Source organism: Serratia sp. HNCC26DJ206 (assembly GCF_057180605.1).
This window is the reverse complement of record NZ_JBXUGP010000007.1, coordinates 18056-36364: the sequence shown is the minus strand read 5'-3', so window position 1 is coordinate 36364 and position 18309 is coordinate 18056. Positions and strand designations below refer to the sequence as shown.

Below are 18309 nucleotides of genomic sequence, written 5' to 3'. Positions count from 1 at the left end.
CACAGTTTCAACGCATTCAAACCAGGCTTTTCAGCCGGTAGATCCATTCCAGCGCCTGACGTGGTGACAAAGTGTCTGGATCCAGCGCTTCTAAGGCTTCTACGGCCGGTGAAACTTCCTCATTTAGCAGCGTCATCTGGGTTGCATCTACTGTGCCAGCGGCGGTTTGGCTGGAGAGGCTTTCCAACTCACGCAACTTCTGGCGAGCACGTTTGATCACATCACGCGGCACCCCGGCCAGTGCGGCAACCGCCAGCCCGTAGCTCTTGCTGGCTGCACCATCCTGCACGCTGTGCATAAAGGCGATGGTATCACCATGCTCTAATGCATCCAGATGCACGTTGATTACCCCTTCCATTTTTTCTGGCAGGGTGGTGAGTTCGAAATAATGCGTGGCGAATAAAGTCATGGCTTTGATACGGTTCGCCAGGTTTTCGGCACAGGCCCAGGCCAGAGACAGCCCATCGTAAGTTGAAGTGCCACGGCCAATCTCATCCATCAGCACCAGGCTGTTTTCTGTGGCGTTATGCAGGATATTGGCGGTTTCGGTCATTTCCACCATAAAAGTCGAGCGGCCGGAGGCCAGATCGTCTGCCGCACCAACGCGGGTAAAGATACGATCGACCGGGCCAATGGTGGCTTTTGCTGCGGGCACGAAACTGCCGATATGTGCCATCAGTACAATCAGCGCCGTTTGGCGCATATAGGTACTTTTACCGCCCATATTAGGGCCAGTAATGATCAGCATACGCCGCTGTGGCGACAGTGAAACCGGGTTAGCGATAAAGGGTTCACTCAGCACCTGTTCCACTACCGGGTGACGGCCTTCGGCGATGCGGATACCCGGCTGTTCACTCATCGTTGGGCAGGCATAGTTCAGCGTTTCGGCACGCTCAGCCAGGTTGGCTAATACATCCAGTTCCGCCAAGGCTCCAGCACTTTGTTGCAGTTCCTCAAGGTGTGGTAGCAGCAGATCGAACAATTCGTCATACAGCCCTTTTTCAATCGCTAGCGCTTTCCCTTTCGAGGTCAGCACTTTATCTTCGTATTCTTTCAGCTCTGGAATGATATAGCGTTCGGCATTTTTCAGCGTCTGACGGCGTACATAGTGGATCGGCACCAAGTGGCTTTGCCCACGGCTGACCTGAATGTAGTAACCATGCACACCGTTGAAACCCACTTTCAGCGTATCCAGACCGAGCTTTTCACGCTCGCGGATCTCAAGGCGATCCAGATAGTCGCTAGCTCCGTCTGCCAGTGCCCGCCACTCATCCAGCTCTTCGTTGTAACCAGGCGCTATCACTCCACCATCTCGCACCAGCACCGGTGGTGCTTCTACAATGGCACGTTCCAGCAGCGCTTGCAGTTCGTCGAACTGGCCGACCTGTGACAGAAGTTTCTGTACGTGTGGCGTTGCGGTATTTTCCAGCACCTCACGGATATCCGGCAGTTGCTGGAAAGCATGGCGCATCCGCGCCAGATCGCGTGGGCGAGCGGTGCGCAGTGCTAAGCGTGCCAGAATACGCTCCAGATCGCCCACCTGGCGCAGCGGTTGCTGTAGATCGTTACTCAGCTCTTGTAATGCAGCGATAGCCTGCTGTCGGTTGTTCAGCACGCTGACGTCGCGGGTAGGCATATGTAACCAACGCTTCAACATACGGCTACCCATCGGCGTGACGGTGCGATCAAGGATTGCCGCCAGGGTGTTCTCGTTGCCACCCGAAAGGTTTTGCGTGATTTCCAGATTGCGACGGGTGGCCGCATCCATAATGATGCCGTCCTGCTGGCGCTCCATGGTGAGCCCACGAATATGTGGCAGTGAGGTTCGCTGGGTATCTTTAACATATTGCAGCAGGCAACCCGCCGCCCGCAGTGCCTGATGTGCCTGTTCCACGCCAAAACCAGTGAGATCACGAGTGCCGAATTGCAGGTTCAACTGCTGACGGGCGGTTTCCAGTTCAAATTCCCACAGTGGGCGGCGGCGCAGGCCGTGACGTTGTTCAATCAGCGCCATCTGCTCGAAACTTTCCGGGTACAAAAGCTCTGCCGGGTTGGTACGTTGTAATTCGGCCGCCATGGTTTCGAGATCTTCCGGCTCGGCAACCCGGAAACGACCAGAACTGATGTCCAGCGTAGCGTAGCCAAAACCGCGGGCATCCTGCCAGATGGCGGCCAGCAGGTTATCCTGCCGTTCTTGCAGCAAGGCTTCATCGGTGATGGTGCCGGGGGTGACAATACGGACAACTTTACGTTCGACCGGGCCTTTGCTGGTGGCCGGATCGCCAATCTGTTCGCAAATCGCTGCTGATTCACCCAGTTGGATCAGCTTGGCGAGATAGTTTTCCACCGCATGGTGGGGAACGCCTGCCATCGGGATCGGTTCGCCCGCAGAGGCTCCGCGTTTGGTCAGCGAGATATCCAGCAGCTGCGATGCGCGTTTGGCATCGTCATAAAACAGCTCATAGAAGTCACCCATCCGGTAGAACAGTAGTATCTCTGGATGCTGTGCTTTTAGGCGAAGATACTGTTGCATCATTGGCGTGTGTGAATCGAAACTTTCGGTGCTCGTCATAAGGTTACCGTTTCCAATCCATTGAATTTAAAAATGATTGTGATTTCGTTGTCATCATTAGTTATCGCGTTGTCTCATGAAAAATCACTAAATCTCACCTGTTGAGCTGAAAATGGGAGTCAGCATAATTAAATCAATTAGTTGGTCATAAAGCGGAGCATATATGACGGGCAAACAGGCTGGCAAACCTTTGTGAGCCAAGGGCATCAAAATGACGACGCCAGCGGACAGCAACAAAACCGAACTCGGTAAGAACCGAACCTGCGTGTTACTTGTGGTGTTACGGGTATCGATACCTTTTGCTATCGCTATACTAGCCCAGCGATCAATAAGCTGTCACAGGTAAAAACTGGAAGCGTCTCGCAAACTGCGCTTGTAATGGGCTGAGTGAGGTTGCAAGGATTGAAAGAAGAGAAAAAACTAATATCCAGGCTGTTAACGTCTCTGACCTGTTGCTGGCAGATAACCCTGCATCCTATCGAGAGAAAGCCGAGCAGGCTGATTTGTTCTCTTTAGAGACTTCATCAACCTTGTTTGATTCTGCGCTGCGGGAGCCGGAAGCGATGAAAGAATCAGGTGCATCGCAAACGGTGATGGAGAGTAAATCGGAGTGCTCTGGCATGGATGACGTGGGAGCACCCGTCGACTTCTACCAGGTATTTGTCGGCGAACTTCACCGATTGGCGGCGAACCCGATCACACTGGATGAGTTATTGGCGAGCACATTCCTTCATAAGTCTCAGCTTAGTGACTGGCTAAAGCGTGCCATTGAAGAGCGCGTGGTAGAGAAATTGAGTCATCCCGTGCGGTATCAGGTAAAACAGTAGCAACCAATAACGATGGCTGGTGTTATTCATGCACCAGCCATCAGGGGCGTTGTTTATTTCGGCTGTGGCCCGATGTTGTCATCAATACGCTTGAGCATATACGGGAAGAACGGGTTCGAGGAGATGCGCATTAACGAATCCAATCCGACCACCAGCACCGCTCGTTCGCCGCGTGCGGCGAAGGTCCCCAGGCTGATGCCATACTGGTTACGCGGCTCAGGATAGCGACCATACAGTGAGTCGTTGAGCGGGAACGGCAGAGCAACGTGTGACAGCGAGAAAATATCCGGCAAATACGTGATACCCAGCATTTCGGTGGTGTCTGCACTTTGCCCGGCGGCGGTGGTGCGTGCCAGCGTATCGGTACTTTCTGGTGAAACGTTGGTCACTACCGTTGCCTTGTAATTACGTGGCGGTGGCGGCAGCAGCCGTGGCAGTGCGGTGTAGGACGAGGTTCTGAGCAATGGCCCGAAACTGACCGCCTGGTTTAAATCGAACAGTACTACTTCACTGCCATTGGCGGGCAGATGGTTATACAGCGCCGTAATCACCGCACGGGTACTGACCGTAGAATCCATAACCGATTGGAAGGTCAGAATCGGTGGCAATTCCCCCATCTTGTTGTTACGCGAATCGCGGGCGATCTGTTTTTGCAATTCCTGGGTTAATTGGAAAGACTGACGCGCCGCATTCACTGGGAATGAATTGTATTTAAACGGGTTGAACTCAGGCACGATGCCCAGCCAAGCCGCTTTGGCAAACGCCGGGAAGATGGCTGGCCAACCGGCAACGCCAGCAAAGCGGGCAAAGCTGGTCACGCCGATCATCGGTGAAATCAGCACCACGCGCTGAGGTTTTGCCAAGGTGGCATCATCTAACGCATCCAGCGTGTATTTCATCGCCAATGCGCCACCGTTGGAAAAGCCAATGATATGCAGCGGTACATCGTTACCAGCCAGGTTTTTGGCTTCACGCACCGCCAGGCGGGTTGCGGCCAACCAATCCTGCCAGTCTACGTTGGTCAAAGCCCCCGGAACGGTTCCGTGTGCAGGTAAGCGAATACCGACGGCGACATAACCTTCCTGACGATAATTATCCGCAATATGTCTCAGGCTGTAAGGGGTATCGGTTAAGCCGTGTAACAACACCACGGCACCTTTTGGCTTGCCTTCCGGCATCATCACGTATGAGCGATTCCAATCGGTGGGGAATTTTTCGGGATAGATAGGGCTTCCGGAATAATAACGGTTCAACGGTGTCTGTACGCTGCTGTCCAGCTTATCGGTAACATTCAACCGGACTTCATTGAAAATAGCCTCTTCCGCTTTCAGATAGTCAGCCCAACTGGCTTTATCGATCGCATCGGCACGCATTTCATGCGGCACAAAAGTGTGCCAAAGCTGTAGTGCCGGGCCTTGCTGAGTGTAATAAATACGCCCAATCAGTGCACCGACGACTAAAAGCAGCACCATCAATACAAGACGTTTAACCCATTTGATAAGCATATATCTTAACTCCGTTTCTTATTGTAATAACTGAGCCGGAAAACTCGCTATCATCCCGAAAAGTGCATTAATTTTTTGTACACAGTATCCCTTTTGATAAGCCATTCTGCCGTGAACGGCCTAAACAAGAGGATAACGTTTTAAACCACTCTTAGCGCGGTGATACGGTGACGGTGCGGCCATTGGTGGCAATGGCAACGCGTTGTCCAGGGTGGAACTGGCTGCTTCCCTGTGCCTGCACCACAATAATGTTCGTGCCATCGTCGCGGCGGACTTCAAGCTCTACCCCGTTGCTGCGATTCATTGCGCTCTGTACGTTCTGGCCTACCACGGCGCCACCAACGGCACCGGCCCCGGTTGCCAGATTCCGTCCACGGCCACCGCCAACGGTATTACCCAATAAGCCACCCACCACGGCCCCGCCAACGGCACCCGCGACATTATTGCCATCGCCGCCCTGAATGGTTACCGGGCGCACTGACACCAAGGTTCCGTAGGTGACGGTCTGAACCTGCCTGGCCTGCGCGGCCGTAAAGGTATCGCCGGAAGAGGTATTATTAGCGGCACAACCACTAAGGGCTGCGACCACAACAGCAATGGCAATGATTGTTTTAGTCATATAAACCCCAAAAATGTCTCGTGAGTAAGAAGTGACGAAACCAGTAGTCTCGTAGTTTGAAGTATGGCAGGAACTTGATTTTATTCAGGTAGCGGTGAAAAAAATTATGCTGGAGGTGCAGGCTTGAGTATCGCAAATATGGAATGATTCTAAATTTTTAATTTAAATCAATGGGTTGTGATTTATTGTGTCTCTGGATAGATTTTCATCGTGATGAAGGAGAAATATGCGCATCAAAGCTATCTGGACGAGTAGTGAGTAAGGAGAGAACCCCAGAATTGTTGAGCGTTCTCTCCGTTTTGCCTCTAAAAGACGGGAAAGTGAGCCTTAGCCGTTATTTCAGCCATTGGATCAGGCTGATAACCCGCGGGCCGAAATTTAACGGCACCCACGGCCGCCATACATTCCTGCTCCACCCATTCCCATGCGGCGCCCCATAGCGGGGACTCCGGCTTTTGCCAACTGAGTATCCAACTCCACACGCTGTTGGTGGAGATTATCGCGTAATGCGGTAATTTCTTTGCTGACGGCCAGAACCTTTTGCTCATCAAGCGGCTTACTGGTTAACAGCGCTTGGTACTCATATTGCTTGGACATCATCTGTTGGCGTAAATCGGCCGTTTTAAGCTGGAATGCATCAAAAGCCTTCTGGCTCGTTGCCTGCTGCTCCGGTGTCAGGCTGGCCATATAGCCCTGGTGATAGCCCATACCCCGTTGGGAGTTCGGTCCATTCATACCATTTTGTGCCACGGCCAAATGGCTAAACCCTGTCAGTGTGGCAAGGGAGAGGATGGCGGCAAGGGTGACTTTGTTCAGTTTCATGATTTACGTCCTTATGCTTGATATCAATAAATGGAATATCGCCAGATGTTCCACCATGTCATTGCAACCGGCGTGCCAGGATCGGGTTGGCATGGGAATTGTATGGATCAACGATCGTTATTGATGGGTGCTCAATCCGCTAAAGAGCGCCAAGCAAGGAGTCCAGGCTGTGAATACGCTTAACGTCTTGGCAAGAATAAAAAATAAAGCAGGTAGAAAATGGCGATGTGTTTGCCAATACCCTGGTAAAAAGTGGGTTATTTTTACTCGTTTGACTGATAGTGTGAGTAATAATTACCCGTACGCTAGCGCAAGCCAGATTGAAGAAGGTGCCAAGAGTGACGAAAATTAAAAAAAAATCAGGCATATCTTCGGCGTTACTGGCCTGGATGGTTATCTGCCCGGTGGTCGTGCTGCTCGGTATCATTATCACGCTGGCCGTCAAGGACTTGCAGAGCGGGCGGGAGATTGAGATCCAGACGCTACGTGAAAAAAGCGCGGTGCTTATCCGTGCGTTTGAGTCCGGTGCGCGTACCGGTATGGGCATGCGCTGGCGTCAGGATCAGCGCCAGACCCTGCTGGAAGAGATGGCCTACCAACCGGGGGTGCTGTATATCGCGATTACCGATCGTTCAGGCAGGATCCTGGCTCACAGCGATCCGCAACGGGTTGGCAGCCTGTTGCATAACCAGCAACAGATGGAGGCCTTGCAGGCGACGGGGGCAGAACAGTGGCATATGACTTCTTTTGTTGATCGGCAGCAGAACCGCCAGAATGCCTTTGAAGCTTATCGTTTCTTCAAACCATTGAAACGCGGTAACGGCCACGGTGGCCATATGATGAACATGTATCGGGCTACAGAAACGGAGCCTGCCGATAGCCAGAATGATGAGCAAACCCTCATTTTTGTCGCCTTCGATACCTTGGCGCTCGATGCCGCTCAGGCGAAAGATATCCGTAACACCTCCATCCTGCTGTTCACCCTGTTGTTGCTGGTGTTGACCAGCCTGCTGGCATTGTTCTGGGCACGACGCTATCAGCGTTCCAGCCGCCAACTGCAAGACGAAGTCCGTCGGAAAGAAAAACTGGCGGCCATTGGTGATCTGGCGGCGGGCCTGGCGCATGAGATTCGCAATCCGCTCTCTTCGATCAAAGGGTTTGCCAAATATTTTGCAGACCGCTCGCCGCAAGGCAGTGAAGAGCAGGAACTGGCCAAAGTGATGGCGAAAGAAGTCGAGCGCCTGAATCGCGTGATTAGCGAATTGCTGGCCTTGGTGCGCCCTGTGGATTTACGCCTACAGCAGGTGGATATCAATGAGGTGATCGAGCACTCATTGCACCTGATCCGCCAGGATGCGGTGAACAAGAATATTACTATCCGCTATAGCCGCAATAATGCCTTACCGCTGGCTGAAATCGACCCTGATCGCCTCACTCAGGCGTTGCTGAATCTTTATCTGAATGCCATTCAGGCGATTGGGGCTGAGGGTTCGTTGGAAGTGGCTGTGGTGCTGGTGGGGGAAGAGGGGTTGCGCATTACCGTTACGGACTCCGGTAAAGGCATCAAGCCGGACGATTTGGCGAAAATTTTCAACCCGTATTTCACCACCAAGGCAGCGGGCACCGGCCTGGGGCTGACCATCGTGCAGAAAGTGATCGAGGAGCATCAAGGTAGTATCACTGTGACCAGTCATTCGCCATCCGGTAGCCGTTTTGCGATAACGATTCCATTGCGACATAAAAAACCGGAGGCTCCTGATCATGGCGACGCCTAACGCACATATTCTGGTGGTGGATGACGATCTGAGCCACTGCACCATCATTCAAGCCTTGATGAAAGGGTGGGGATATCGGGTGACGCTGGCGCATAACGGCCTGGAGGCGGTGGAGCAGGCCAAGGGCACGCCGTTTGACCTGATTCTGAGCGATGTCCGCATGGCGGAAATGGATGGCATTGAGGCGCTTAAGGCGATCAAAACCTACAATCCGGCGATCCCGATCCTGATTATGACCGCTTACTCTAACGTTGAATCGGCGGTTGAGGCGATAAAAGCGGGTGCCTATGATTACCTGACCAAACCGTTGGATTTCGACATATTGCAGCTTACTCTCGAGCGGGCGCTGGAACATACTGCCCTGAAATCCGAGAATAAAACCCTCAAACAGCAGTTGATTAGCGATCATGGCAACATGATTGGCCGCAGCGTGCCCATGCGCCACCTGATGGAGATGATCGCCATGATCGCGCCTTCGGAAGCGACGGTGCTGATCTGCGGTGAATCAGGCACCGGCAAAGAACTGATCGCCCGCGCGGTACACGCCAACAGCCAGCGCAAGGATCGGCCGTTGGTGAGTATCAACTGCGCGGCGTTGAGTGAATCATTGCTGGAGTCCGAACTGTTCGGCCATGAGAAAGGGGCTTTTACCGGCGCGGATAAACGCCGCGAAGGGCGTTTTATGGAGGCGAATCAAGGCACGCTGTTTCTGGATGAGATTGGTGAAGTTTCACCGTTAATGCAGGCGAAATTACTGCGGGCGATTCAGGAGCGGGAAATCCAGCGGGTTGGCAGCAACCAGACGCTGTCTGTTGATGTGCGGCTGATCGCCGCCACCAACCGCGATCTGATGGCCGAGGTGGAAGCGGGCAGATTCCGTCAGGATCTCTATTATCGCTTAAACGTGGTGACGGTAGACAGCCCGCCGCTACGACAACGCCGCGAAGATATCCCGCTGTTAGCGATGCACTTTCTGGCAAAGTTTGCCGAACGTAACCGCAAATCAGTTAAAGGATTTACTCCACAGGCCATGGATATGCTGCTGAAATACCACTGGCCTGGTAACGTGCGCGAACTGGAAAATACCGTTGAGCGCGGAGTGATCCTGCTGACCGGCGATTTTATCAGTGAAAAGGAACTGCCATTGAGCGTGAGTTTACTTGCTGATGACGAGCAGGAAAGCAGTTTGGAGCAACCGATTCAGCCGCTGGAGCAGGTAGAGAAAAATGCGATCCTCGCCGCGTTGGAAAAAACGGCGGGCAATAAAACGGAAGCTGCCAAACAGTTGGGCATTACCCGCAAGACGTTATTGGCCAAGTTGCAGAAATAAAATGCGGGGGCTTTAAAGTAAAGCGCAGCGGTGTGATTGATATCAGCCGCTGCGCTTTTTATCTAAAAATTATGTTGTTATGAGAGAAATTCCACTTTACCGCCAGCCAAGTGGTACATGCTGCCGACGATTTTTATTTTCCCTTCTTCTTCCAGTTTTTTCAGTACCGGGCTGTTTTTACGGATATCTTCGATCGTCATCATAACGTTAGTTTTCGCTACCGCATCGACAAAGTCATAATTTTTGCCGGAGCGTTCACCTTCGTAGACGGTTTTGTCGATCGCCGGTTTGATCTTGTTCAGCAAGCCGGTCAGATTACCCAGTTCTGCATTATCAATGGCTCCCCGCACCGCACCGCAGGCAGTATGCCCCATGACCAGCACCACTTTGGCACCGGCAACGGCGCAGGCGAACTCCATACTGCCCAGAATATCGTCGTTCTGGATGTTACCTGCGACGCGGGCGTTGAACGTTTCACCAATTCCGACATCCAGCAGGATCTCCGCCGGGGCACGCGAGTCGATGCAGCTTAAAATAACGGCAGCTGGAAATTGCCCGCCTTGGCTAGCCTGTTTCTGTGCTACATAGTCATGCTGCTGCATCTTCCCTTCGCGGAATCTCATGTTGCCATGTTTAAAGCTTTCGATAATGTCATCCGGCGTCATTTTATCGCGTTGTTCTTTGGTCATCGCGGCAGCAAAAGCAACGGAAGGTGCGGTAAAACCGGCAACACCGGTCATAGCAAGAACGGAGAGGGCGGCGGTACGTTTTAATAGAGTTCTACGTGCGGGCTCTTTGGCAGGAAGCTTACTCATAACGTTATTCCTCTGTGTTATTCGGTAGTACAACACTGCGATTATGGATTTACACCAATACAATCGGGTAAAGACGGCAACCTAGCGTTTTAGGGTTGAACCGATATCACCTGTAGAGACGTAAGTATTATAAGTGTATATGCCCCCTCGCTTTTCGTCGGAGTATTTTGCCACCGCCAGGCGGTGAATATGTGCCATATTCCTGTTTGTTCGCGTCAGACAATGCCTTAACATAGCAACCACTCTTTACTGCCCGGCTATATGGATATCCGATGCGTCATTTGGTCACCCTGTTACCACTGATCCCTTTGCTTGCTGCTTGTAGCAGTGAGCCTGCACCCCAAGAGCAAGCCCCTCAGGCCAACAACATGGTTCAGAGCGGTTTTCAACTTGAGCCGGAACACGCTATTCATCCACTGAGCGGGGATTTTGCCGACAACCCGGCGACGGCACGCTTTATCGATAAAATGGTGCAGGAGCATGGTTTTGAACGTCAGCAACTGCATGATGTGCTGGCGCAGGCGCAACGGCTGGATTGGGTGGTGCGCTTGATGGATAAACAGGCACCGGCTGGCCGACCTTCATCGACCCCAAATGGGGCTTGGATCCGCTATCGCAGCAAGTTCCTGACCCCCGATAATGTGCAAAACGGTGTGGCGTTCTGGAATAAGTATGACGAAGCGCTACAGCGTGCCTGGCAGGTTTATGGCGTGCCGCCGGAGATTATCGTTGGCATCATCGGGGTGGAAACCCGTTGGGGCCGGGTGATGGGTAAAACACGCATCATCGACGCCTTGGCTACGCTGTCGTTTGAGTACCCGCGCCGTGCTGAGTTCTTTACCGGTGAACTGGAAACCTTTCTGCTGATGGCGCGCGCGGAAGGGGACGATCCGCTGTCACTGCGCGGATCCTACGCGGGTGCCATGGGGTATGGCCAGTTTATGCCTTCATCATTCAAGGGCTATGCGGTTGACTTTAATGGTGACGGCCACGTCAACCTGTGGGATCCGGTGGATGCCATCGGCAGCGTTGCCAACTATTTCAAAGCCCATGGCTGGACCCGAGGAGCCACAGTGGCAATTCCTGCCAACGGTCAGGCACCAGGCCTGGAAACAGGCTTCAAAACCAACTATGCCATCACCACTTTGGCTGCTGCCGGTTTAACGCCACAGGGCTCATTGGCAGGCTATCAGCAAGCCAGCCTGCTGCGCCTGGATATGGGCAAGCGTTATCAATACTGGTACGGGTTACCGAATTTCTACACCATCACCCGCTACAACCACAGCGTTCACTATGCCATGGCGGTTTGGCAATTGGGTGAAGCGGTCGGCAGGGCGCGGCGCGGGCAATAATACTGGCAAGTCCACCAGAGATTGAGCGTGCAATGGCGCAATCTCTGGTGGTTTACAGCATGGTGTAGGCCTTTTTCAGCCCGGTATCTTCTTCAGGATCGGCACCTTGCGGATGGAGTAATACCTCTATTTCTACAATCTCTTCGAACTGATCGGGTGCCGCTTCCGGTGCTGGCATGGTGTCCTGAATGATTTGCTCATCAAACGTTGGATTCAAGGCCGGGGAGAGTGGGGAACTGGTCAGGCTATCCGGTATGGCGATATGGGGCAGTGGCGCATCCGGTACAAACTGCGATTTGTCTTCTTTCACCGTCCTGCTACAGGCTACAAGCAATACTCCGCAAAGGGCAAAGAACGCGTACAGAATATTGCCACCTAGCGGTTGGATCAGCGCCCCAACGGCCAGCGGGCCGATACTGGCCCCCACGCCGAATGACATCAACAAGCAGGCGGCCAGCGAGACGCGGCGCTCTGGCTCAATCAAGTTATTAGCCAGCGCCACCGCCAGCGGATACAGCGTGAATTGCAGCATGCTGACGACAAAGCCCACCCCCAGCAGGATTGGGAAATCAATATGCGGTAATAGCGCCAATGGCAGAGAGGCGATAATTAGCAAGATCGCATTAATCTGCATCAGCAGAGTGCGATTGTAACGATCGGACAGCCAACTCAGCGGGAACTGTGCCACCAGCCCGGCAAAAATAGCGATCGCCATAAACAGGCCGGTTTGTTGCGTCGTCAAGGATTGCTGGCTGGCGTAAACCGGTGCTAATCCATAGAAGGACCCCACCACCATGCCGATCACCAAAGTGCTGGCCAGCACTTTAGGAATGGCACCGATAAAATAGCGCAGCTCCATGGGCGCCGGTGACATATGGCGGGCATTGGTGCGGGTGGTCAGGGCGATCGGGACCAGGCAGAGGGCAAAACAGAGGGCGATCAGCAGCAGCGTGGTAATCCCCAGATCGGTTTGCAGCATCAGCACGATCTGCCCCAGCGACATACCAAGATATGACGCCGCCATATAAAAACCAAATACTCTGCCGCGCTGATTGGATTCAGACTGATCGTTCAGCCAGCTTTCCAACACCATGTATTGACACATCACACACAGGCCGATAATCAGCCGCAGCACGACCCATACCGGGATATATTCCGTCAGGCCATGGCCCAGCACCGCGGCGGTAATAATACCGGCACAAGAGACGTAAGCGCGGATGTGCCCGACGCGGGCAATCAGAAAGTGCCCCACTTTGCCGCCGATCACCAGGCCAATATAATTGGCGGCGATAATGGCCCCGATCAGTGCACCAGTCACGTTAATGGAGGTCAAACGCAAAGAGATGTAAGTGGTGAGTAACCCTGACCCCAGCAACATCAGCAACGTTGTGGTGTAAAGCGGAAAGAATACGCCTAACGTTTTTCTCACTCTGCCTTCCTGTTTCTTATGGCTAATAAGCCGATGTGCGGTATCCCCATAACCAAGCAACGCAGCAAGCTGCGCGTCGTCTCTGATACTAGCAGTTTGAGGTATGGCTTAACACCGCATCAACCTGCGAAACGCTGCGCATTTCTGTCATGGCTCCGCCAGATATGCTTGATAAATGCTACTATCGGGCGCATATAGCTTGATTCACTAAGGAGAGGCCATGAGTGAGAGTACACTGCGCAAGCTCAGTATTTCCGTTGGGCAAAAAATGCAGGCCAGCGGCCAGTGGATCACCTGTGCAGAGTCTTGTACCGGTGGGGGAATTGCCAAAGCCATTACCGATATTGCGGGCAGCTCGGCCTATTTTGATCGTGGTTTTGTCACCTATAGCAACGCGGCAAAGCATGAATTGTTAGGGGTGTCTGAAGCCACCTTGATGACGCACGGCGCGGTGAGCGAGGCGGTGGTGCGCGAAATGGCGCAGGGAGCACTGCATGCCGCCAGGGCCGATCTGGCGCTGTCGGTAAGCGGCATTGCTGGCCCTGATGGCGGCAGCGCTGAAAAACCTGTGGGTACCGTCTGGTTTGGTTTTGCCGAACGTTCTGGCCGCGTGCTGGCGCGTAAAATGCAATTTGCAGGCGATCGTGATGCCGTGCGCCTGCAAGCAACGATTTTTGCGCTGCAAACGGCGCTCGATGAATTTTTGTAAAATTAGTCTTGATACTGTATGACCATACAGTATAATTAGCGACATTTCCTGCACAACATACATTCAGTGGCAGTGTGGGGTAACACCGGCATTGCATAACGAGGAGCAAACATGGCTATTGATGAGAACAAGCAAAAGGCGTTAGCTGCGGCACTAGGCCAGATTGAGAAACAATTCGGCAAAGGCTCCATCATGCGTCTGGGTGAAGACCGTTCAATGGACGTAGAAACGATCTCCACTGGCTCACTGTCACTGGATATCGCACTGGGGGCGGGCGGCCTGCCAATGGGCCGTATTGTCGAGATTTATGGCCCGGAATCTTCAGGTAAAACCACTCTGACCCTGCAGGTTATCGCCTCCGCTCAGCGTGAAGGCAAAACCTGTGCGTTTATTGATGCCGAGCATGCGCTGGATCCTATCTATGCCAAGAAACTGGGTGTTGATATCGACAACCTGCTGTGTTCTCAGCCCGATACCGGTGAGCAGGCGTTGGAGATCTGTGATGCCTTGACCCGCTCCGGCGCGGTTGACGTGATCATCGTTGACTCCGTTGCGGCTTTAACGCCAAAGGCAGAGATTGAAGGTGAAATCGGTGACTCACACATGGGCCTCGCGGCGCGTATGATGAGCCAGGCGATGCGTAAGCTGGCCGGTAACCTGAAAAATGCCAACACGCTGCTGATCTTCATCAACCAGATCCGTATGAAAATTGGGGTGATGTTCGGTAACCCGGAAACCACCACCGGGGGTAACGCGCTGAAGTTCTACGCTTCTGTCCGCCTGGACATCCGCCGTATTGGTGCGATCAAAGAAGGTGACGAAGTGATCGGCAGCGAAACCCGCGTAAAAGTGGTGAAGAACAAGATTGCAGCACCGTTCAAACAGGCCGAGTTCCAAATCCTGTATGGCGAAGGCATCAACAGCCGTGGTGAATTGGTCGATCTGGGCGTGAAGCACAAGATGATCGAGAAGGCTGGCGCATGGTACAGCTACAACGGTGAGAAGATCGGTCAGGGGAAATCAAATGCCTGTAACTTCTTGAAAGAGAACCCAGCTATTGCCGCTGAGTTGGATAAAAAACTGCGTGATCTGTTGTTGCACAGCAATGGCGAACCGGTTGCTGCTGTTGCTGAAAACTTGGATGATAATGAAGCAGAAACCAGCGAAGAGTTTTAATCTTTGCCGGTAAGCAGGTGCACCCTTGGTGGTGCGCCTGTTGAGCTCTAAGGTTGTATGGTATGAATGATGGCGTATCCTCACCTTCACGCAATGTATTAAATGCCTTGATAAGCCGCGCGATGCGCTTATTGTCTCAACGCGATCATAGTGAAGCTGAACTGCGCCGCAAACTTGCGGCGCAGCCGTTTGTAGCGAATGCCAGATTTGGCGCGAAATCCCCAGCAAATCCCCCCGAAGAACCCGTTGATCCCGCAGTGATTGAGCAAGTGATTGCCTATTGTTATCAGCATAATTGGCTGGACGACCAACGTTTTGCCAATAGTTTTATCGCCGGGCGCAGCCGTAAAGGTTATGGCGCACAGCGTATTCGCTCTGAACTGATGCAGAAAGGCGTAGAAAAAGAGATTGTGCAGACGGCGCTGGCAGCGTGCGACATTGACTGGTGTGAACAGGCTAAGCAGGTTGCACTGCGTAAATTTGGCGATCCGCTACCGGTAGAATGGAAAGATAAAGCCAAAGTTCAACGTTATCTCCTCTATCGTGGCTTCTTTCAGGAAGAAATTCAGTCAATTTACCGTGATTTTGCGCAATGAACGCACACGGGGTTTTACTTCCCACCGAAGAAAATTTATCTTATTCACACTTTTTGTTCGTGAGCTAGAGATATCGTCAGGATGTCGTGCTTCTTGCTCACGTGTCGTTATTCTAGCCTTTCCAGGAAAATTATGAGCAAGAGCACCGCTGAGATCCGTCAAGCGTTTCTCGATTTCTTTCATAGTAAAGGTCATCAGGTCGTAGCAAGCAGCTCCCTGGTGCCTAACAATGATCCGACATTGCTGTTTACCAATGCCGGGATGAACCAATTTAAAGATGTTTTCCTGGGGCTGGATAAGCGAGCCTATTCTCGTGCTACCACTTCACAGCGTTGCGTTCGTGCTGGTGGTAAACACAACGATTTGGAAAACGTGGGTTATACCGCACGTCACCATACTTTCTTTGAGATGCTCGGCAACTTCAGTTTCGGCGACTATTTCAAGCATGATGCCATCAGCTATGCGTGGGAACTGCTGACCGGTGAAAACTGGTTCAACCTGCCAAAAGAGAAGCTGTGGGTTACCGTGTATGAGACCGATGACGAAGCTTTCGACATCTGGCAGAAGCAGATCGGTGTTCCGGCTGAACGTATTATCCGCATCGGTGACAACAAAGGCGCGGCCTTTGCTTCCGATAACTTCTGGCAGATGGGTGATACCGGTCCGTGTGGCCCGTGTACCGAGATTTTCTTTGATCACGGCGATCATATCTGGGGTGGCCCTCCAGGAAGCGCGGAAGAAGATGGCGATCGCTATATCGAGATCTGGAATATCGTGTTCATGCAGTTCAACCGCCAGTCCGACGGCACCATGCTGCCGCTGCCGAAACCTTCGGTGGACACCGGTATGGGCCTGGAGCGTATTGCCGCGGTTTTGCAGCATGTGAATTCCAACTATGACATCGATCTCTTCAGCACTCTGATTGCCGCTGTTGCAGACGTGACCGGTGCCACCGACCTGAACAATAAATCACTGCGTGTTATCGCCGACCATATTCGCTCGTGCGCATTCCTGATCTCCGATGGCGTTATCCCTTCGAATGAAAACCGTGGTTATGTGCTGCGCCGCATCATTCGTCGTGCTATTCGTCATGGCAACATGCTGGGTGCGAAAGATACCTTCTTCTACAAGCTGGTTGCGCCACTGATCGGGGTGATGGGTTCAGCTGCCGATGAGCTGAAGCAACAGCAAGCGCTGGTCGAGCAGGTACTGAAAACCGAAGAAGAGCAGTTTGCTCGCACGCTGGAGCGTGGTTTGGCGTTGCTGGACGATGAGTTGGCCCAATTGCAGGGCGATACCCTGGATGGCGAAACAGCATTCCGTCTGTACGACACTTACGGCTTCCCGGTTGATCTGACGGCTGATGTTTGCCGTGAGCGTGGCTTGAAGGTTGACGAAGCTGGTTTTGAGCAGGCAATGGAAGCACAGCGCCGCCGTGCGCGTGAATCCAGCGGCTTTGGTGCTGATTATAACAGCATGATCCGCGTCGAAGGGGCTAGCCAGTTCAATGGTTACGACCGCGACGAGCAACAGGCGAAAGTGGTTGCATTGTTCCGCGATGGTCAGCCAGTGGATATGATTCAAGCTGGCGAAGAAGCTGTTGTGGTCTTGGATGAAACCCCATTTTACGCAGAGTCGGGCGGCCAGGTGGGTGATAAAGGTATACTGAAAACTGCCGATAGTAAGTTTGTGGTCAGTGATACACAGAAATATGGTCAGGCGATTGGCCATCAGGGCAAACTGGCGGCGGGTACGCTGAAGCTGAATGATCGCGTTGACGCAATGATTGATAGCGCACGCCGCGATCGCATTCGCCTGAACCACTCGGCAACTCACTTGCTACATGCGGCGTTACGCCAGACTTTGGGTGAGCATGTCGCACAGAAAGGTTCGTTGGTGAATGACAAGTATCTGCGTTTCGACTTCTCGCATTTTGAAGCGATGAAGCCGGAGCAAATCCGCGCAGTCGAGGATTTGGTAAACCAGCAGGTACGGCGTAATCTACTGGTGCAAACTGAGGTTATGGCGCTGGACGATGCCAAACAGAAGGGCGCGATGGCGCTGTTTGGCGAGAAGTATGACGATAACGTGCGCGTGCTGAGCATGGGGGATTTCTCAACCGAACTGTGTGGGGGGACTCACGCCAGCCGTACCGGGGACATTGGCCTGTTCCGTATTCAGAGTGAGTCGGGCACGGCTGCGGGTATTCGCCGTATTGAAGCGGTGACCGGTGAAGGAGCGATTGCTACCCTGCACCAGCAAAACGATCTATTACAGGACGTTGCGCATTTGGTGAAAGGGGATAGCAATAACCTGACGGATAAAGTGCGTGCGGTGCTTGATCGCACCCGCGCGTTAGAAAAAGAGTTGCAACAACTGAAGGATCAGCAGGCTGCGCTGGAAAGTGCTTCACTGTCGAGTAAAGCCAAGCAGGTCAAGGGTGCTAAACTGTTGGTCAGCCAGTTGGATAACGTGGAACCGAAAATGTTGCGTACCATGGTTGATGATCTTAAAAATCAACTGGGTTCTGCAGTGATTGTTCTGGCCACGGCAGAAGAAGGAAAAGTCAGCCTGATTGTTGGTGTTACTAAAGATCTCACCGACCGGGTGAAGGCCGGTGAGTTGATTGGCAATATCGCGCAGCAGGTTGGTGGTAAGGGCGGTGGCCGCCCAGATATGGCGCAGGCTGGGGGTAGTGATGTCAGTGCTCTGCCAGCGGCATTAGAGAGTGTTGAAGCTTGGGTGGCTTCGAAGTTGTAAATATAAATAAATAGGCACGTGA

Annotated in this window: 15 protein-coding genes; 9 read left to right on the top strand and 6 right to left on the bottom strand. The window is 52.8% G+C overall.

The features are described from left to right. Window positions 1-16 precede the first annotated feature (16 nt). Window positions 17-2572, bottom strand: a complete 2556-nt coding sequence (mutS, locus tag AC2A1E_RS06250) for a DNA mismatch repair protein MutS (RefSeq protein WP_484383042.1) — start codon at window positions 2570-2572, stop codon at window positions 17-19. Window positions 2573-3135: 563 nt separating this feature from the next. On the opposite strand from mutS, the gene AC2A1E_RS06245 reads away from it, so the two are divergent. After that, the gene (locus AC2A1E_RS06245) at window positions 3136-3399 is read left to right on the top strand and encodes a hypothetical protein (RefSeq protein ID WP_484383041.1); all 264 of its coding nucleotides are present in this window, start codon (window positions 3136-3138) and stop codon (window positions 3397-3399) included. A gap of 53 nt (window positions 3400-3452) precedes the next feature. On the opposite strand, the gene AC2A1E_RS06240 is transcribed toward AC2A1E_RS06245, so the two are convergent. From AC2A1E_RS06240 to AC2A1E_RS06230, 3 genes are all read right to left on the bottom strand, one after another. Next, window positions 3453-4904 (bottom strand): alpha/beta hydrolase, encoded by a 1452-nt coding sequence (locus AC2A1E_RS06240; protein ID WP_484383040.1) that lies wholly within the window; start codon window positions 4902-4904, stop codon window positions 3453-3455. 151 nt (window positions 4905-5055) lie between these two features. After that, window positions 5056-5523 carry an outer membrane lipoprotein gene (locus AC2A1E_RS06235; protein ID WP_459401394.1) on the bottom strand — a complete coding sequence of 156 codons (468 nt, stop codon included), beginning with the start codon at window positions 5521-5523 and terminating at the stop codon, window positions 5056-5058. A gap of 378 nt (window positions 5524-5901) precedes the next feature. Then, window positions 5902-6345 carry a periplasmic heavy metal sensor gene (locus tag AC2A1E_RS06230; RefSeq protein ID WP_484383039.1) on the bottom strand — a complete coding sequence of 148 codons (444 nt, stop codon included), beginning with the start codon at window positions 6343-6345 and terminating at the stop codon, window positions 5902-5904. Window positions 6346-6514: 169 nt separating this feature from the next. On the opposite strand from AC2A1E_RS06230, the gene AC2A1E_RS06225 reads away from it, so the two are divergent. From AC2A1E_RS06225 to AC2A1E_RS06215, 3 genes are read left to right on the top strand one after another with little or no spacing between them, the layout of a single operon-like run. Continuing rightward, window positions 6515-6697, top strand: a complete 183-nt coding sequence (locus AC2A1E_RS06225; protein WP_484383038.1) for a hypothetical protein — start codon at window positions 6515-6517, stop codon at window positions 6695-6697. Next, window positions 6684-8120 (top strand): two-component system sensor histidine kinase ZraS, encoded by a 1437-nt coding sequence (gene zraS, locus AC2A1E_RS06220; protein ID WP_484383037.1) that lies wholly within the window; start codon window positions 6684-6686, stop codon window positions 8118-8120. The genes AC2A1E_RS06225 and zraS overlap by 14 nt, the downstream gene beginning before the upstream one ends. Continuing rightward, on the top strand, window positions 8107-9450 hold the full coding sequence (locus AC2A1E_RS06215; protein ID WP_484383036.1) for a sigma 54-interacting transcriptional regulator: 1344 nt from the start codon (window positions 8107-8109) through the stop codon (window positions 9448-9450). The genes zraS and AC2A1E_RS06215 overlap by 14 nt, the downstream gene beginning before the upstream one ends. Before the next feature lie 77 nt (window positions 9451-9527). Here the strand turns inward: AC2A1E_RS06215 and AC2A1E_RS06210 are convergent, their stop codons facing one another. Beyond that, window positions 9528-10265 carry a carbonic anhydrase gene (locus tag AC2A1E_RS06210; protein WP_484383035.1) on the bottom strand — a complete coding sequence of 246 codons (738 nt, stop codon included), beginning with the start codon at window positions 10263-10265 and terminating at the stop codon, window positions 9528-9530. 272 nt (window positions 10266-10537) lie between these two features. Between AC2A1E_RS06210 and mltB the strand changes: the two genes are divergently transcribed. Continuing rightward, window positions 10538-11617: a lytic murein transglycosylase B gene (gene mltB, locus AC2A1E_RS06205; RefSeq protein ID WP_484383034.1), complete on the top strand. Its 1080-nt coding sequence runs from the start codon at window positions 10538-10540 to the stop codon at window positions 11615-11617. 52 nt (window positions 11618-11669) lie between these two features. On the opposite strand, the gene AC2A1E_RS06200 is transcribed toward mltB, so the two are convergent. Further along, on the bottom strand, window positions 11670-13046 hold the full coding sequence (locus AC2A1E_RS06200; RefSeq protein ID WP_484383033.1) for an MFS transporter: 1377 nt from the start codon (window positions 13044-13046) through the stop codon (window positions 11670-11672). Window positions 13047-13266: 220 nt separating this feature from the next. Between AC2A1E_RS06200 and pncC the strand changes: the two genes are divergently transcribed. The 4 genes from pncC to alaS all read left to right on the top strand — a co-directional run bounded on the left by pncC (window position 13267) and on the right by alaS (window position 18287). Continuing rightward, window positions 13267-13755: a nicotinamide-nucleotide amidase gene (gene pncC / locus AC2A1E_RS06195; protein ID WP_484383032.1), complete on the top strand. Its 489-nt coding sequence runs from the start codon at window positions 13267-13269 to the stop codon at window positions 13753-13755. 111 nt (window positions 13756-13866) lie between these two features. After that, window positions 13867-14931 carry a recombinase RecA gene (recA, locus tag AC2A1E_RS06190; protein ID WP_459401403.1) on the top strand — a complete coding sequence of 355 codons (1065 nt, stop codon included), beginning with the start codon at window positions 13867-13869 and terminating at the stop codon, window positions 14929-14931. Window positions 14932-14993: 62 nt separating this feature from the next. Further along, window positions 14994-15527 (top strand): recombination regulator RecX, encoded by a 534-nt coding sequence (gene recX, locus AC2A1E_RS06185; RefSeq protein ID WP_484383031.1) that lies wholly within the window; start codon window positions 14994-14996, stop codon window positions 15525-15527. Window positions 15528-15659: 132 nt separating this feature from the next. Further along, window positions 15660-18287, top strand: a complete 2628-nt coding sequence (alaS, locus tag AC2A1E_RS06180) for an alanine--tRNA ligase (RefSeq protein WP_484383030.1) — start codon at window positions 15660-15662, stop codon at window positions 18285-18287. Window positions 18288-18309: the final 22 nt, after the last annotated feature.

Excerpts from the sequence above, each read along its gene's own strand:
- mutS (WP_484383042.1), bottom strand. The coding sequence starts at position 2,572 with ATGACGAGCACCGAAAGTTTCGATTCACACACGCCAATGATGCAACAG.
- AC2A1E_RS06245 (WP_484383041.1), top strand. The coding sequence starts at position 3,136 with ATGAAAGAATCAGGTGCATCGCAAACGGTGATGGAGAGTAAATCGGAG.
- AC2A1E_RS06240 (WP_484383040.1), bottom strand. The coding sequence starts at position 4,904 with ATGCTTATCAAATGGGTTAAACGTCTTGTATTGATGGTGCTGCTTTTA.
- AC2A1E_RS06235 (WP_459401394.1), bottom strand. The coding sequence starts at position 5,523 with ATGACTAAAACAATCATTGCCATTGCTGTTGTGGTCGCAGCCCTTAGT.
- AC2A1E_RS06230 (WP_484383039.1), bottom strand. The coding sequence starts at position 6,345 with ATGAAACTGAACAAAGTCACCCTTGCCGCCATCCTCTCCCTTGCCACA.
- AC2A1E_RS06215 (WP_484383036.1), top strand. The coding sequence starts at position 8,107 with ATGGCGACGCCTAACGCACATATTCTGGTGGTGGATGACGATCTGAGC.
- AC2A1E_RS06210 (WP_484383035.1), bottom strand. The coding sequence starts at position 10,265 with ATGAGTAAGCTTCCTGCCAAAGAGCCCGCACGTAGAACTCTATTAAAA.
- mltB (WP_484383034.1), top strand. The coding sequence starts at position 10,538 with ATGCGTCATTTGGTCACCCTGTTACCACTGATCCCTTTGCTTGCTGCT.
- pncC (WP_484383032.1), top strand. The coding sequence starts at position 13,267 with ATGAGTGAGAGTACACTGCGCAAGCTCAGTATTTCCGTTGGGCAAAAA.
- recA (WP_459401403.1), top strand. The coding sequence starts at position 13,867 with ATGGCTATTGATGAGAACAAGCAAAAGGCGTTAGCTGCGGCACTAGGC.
- recX (WP_484383031.1), top strand. The coding sequence starts at position 14,994 with ATGAATGATGGCGTATCCTCACCTTCACGCAATGTATTAAATGCCTTG.
- alaS (WP_484383030.1), top strand. The coding sequence starts at position 15,660 with ATGAGCAAGAGCACCGCTGAGATCCGTCAAGCGTTTCTCGATTTCTTT.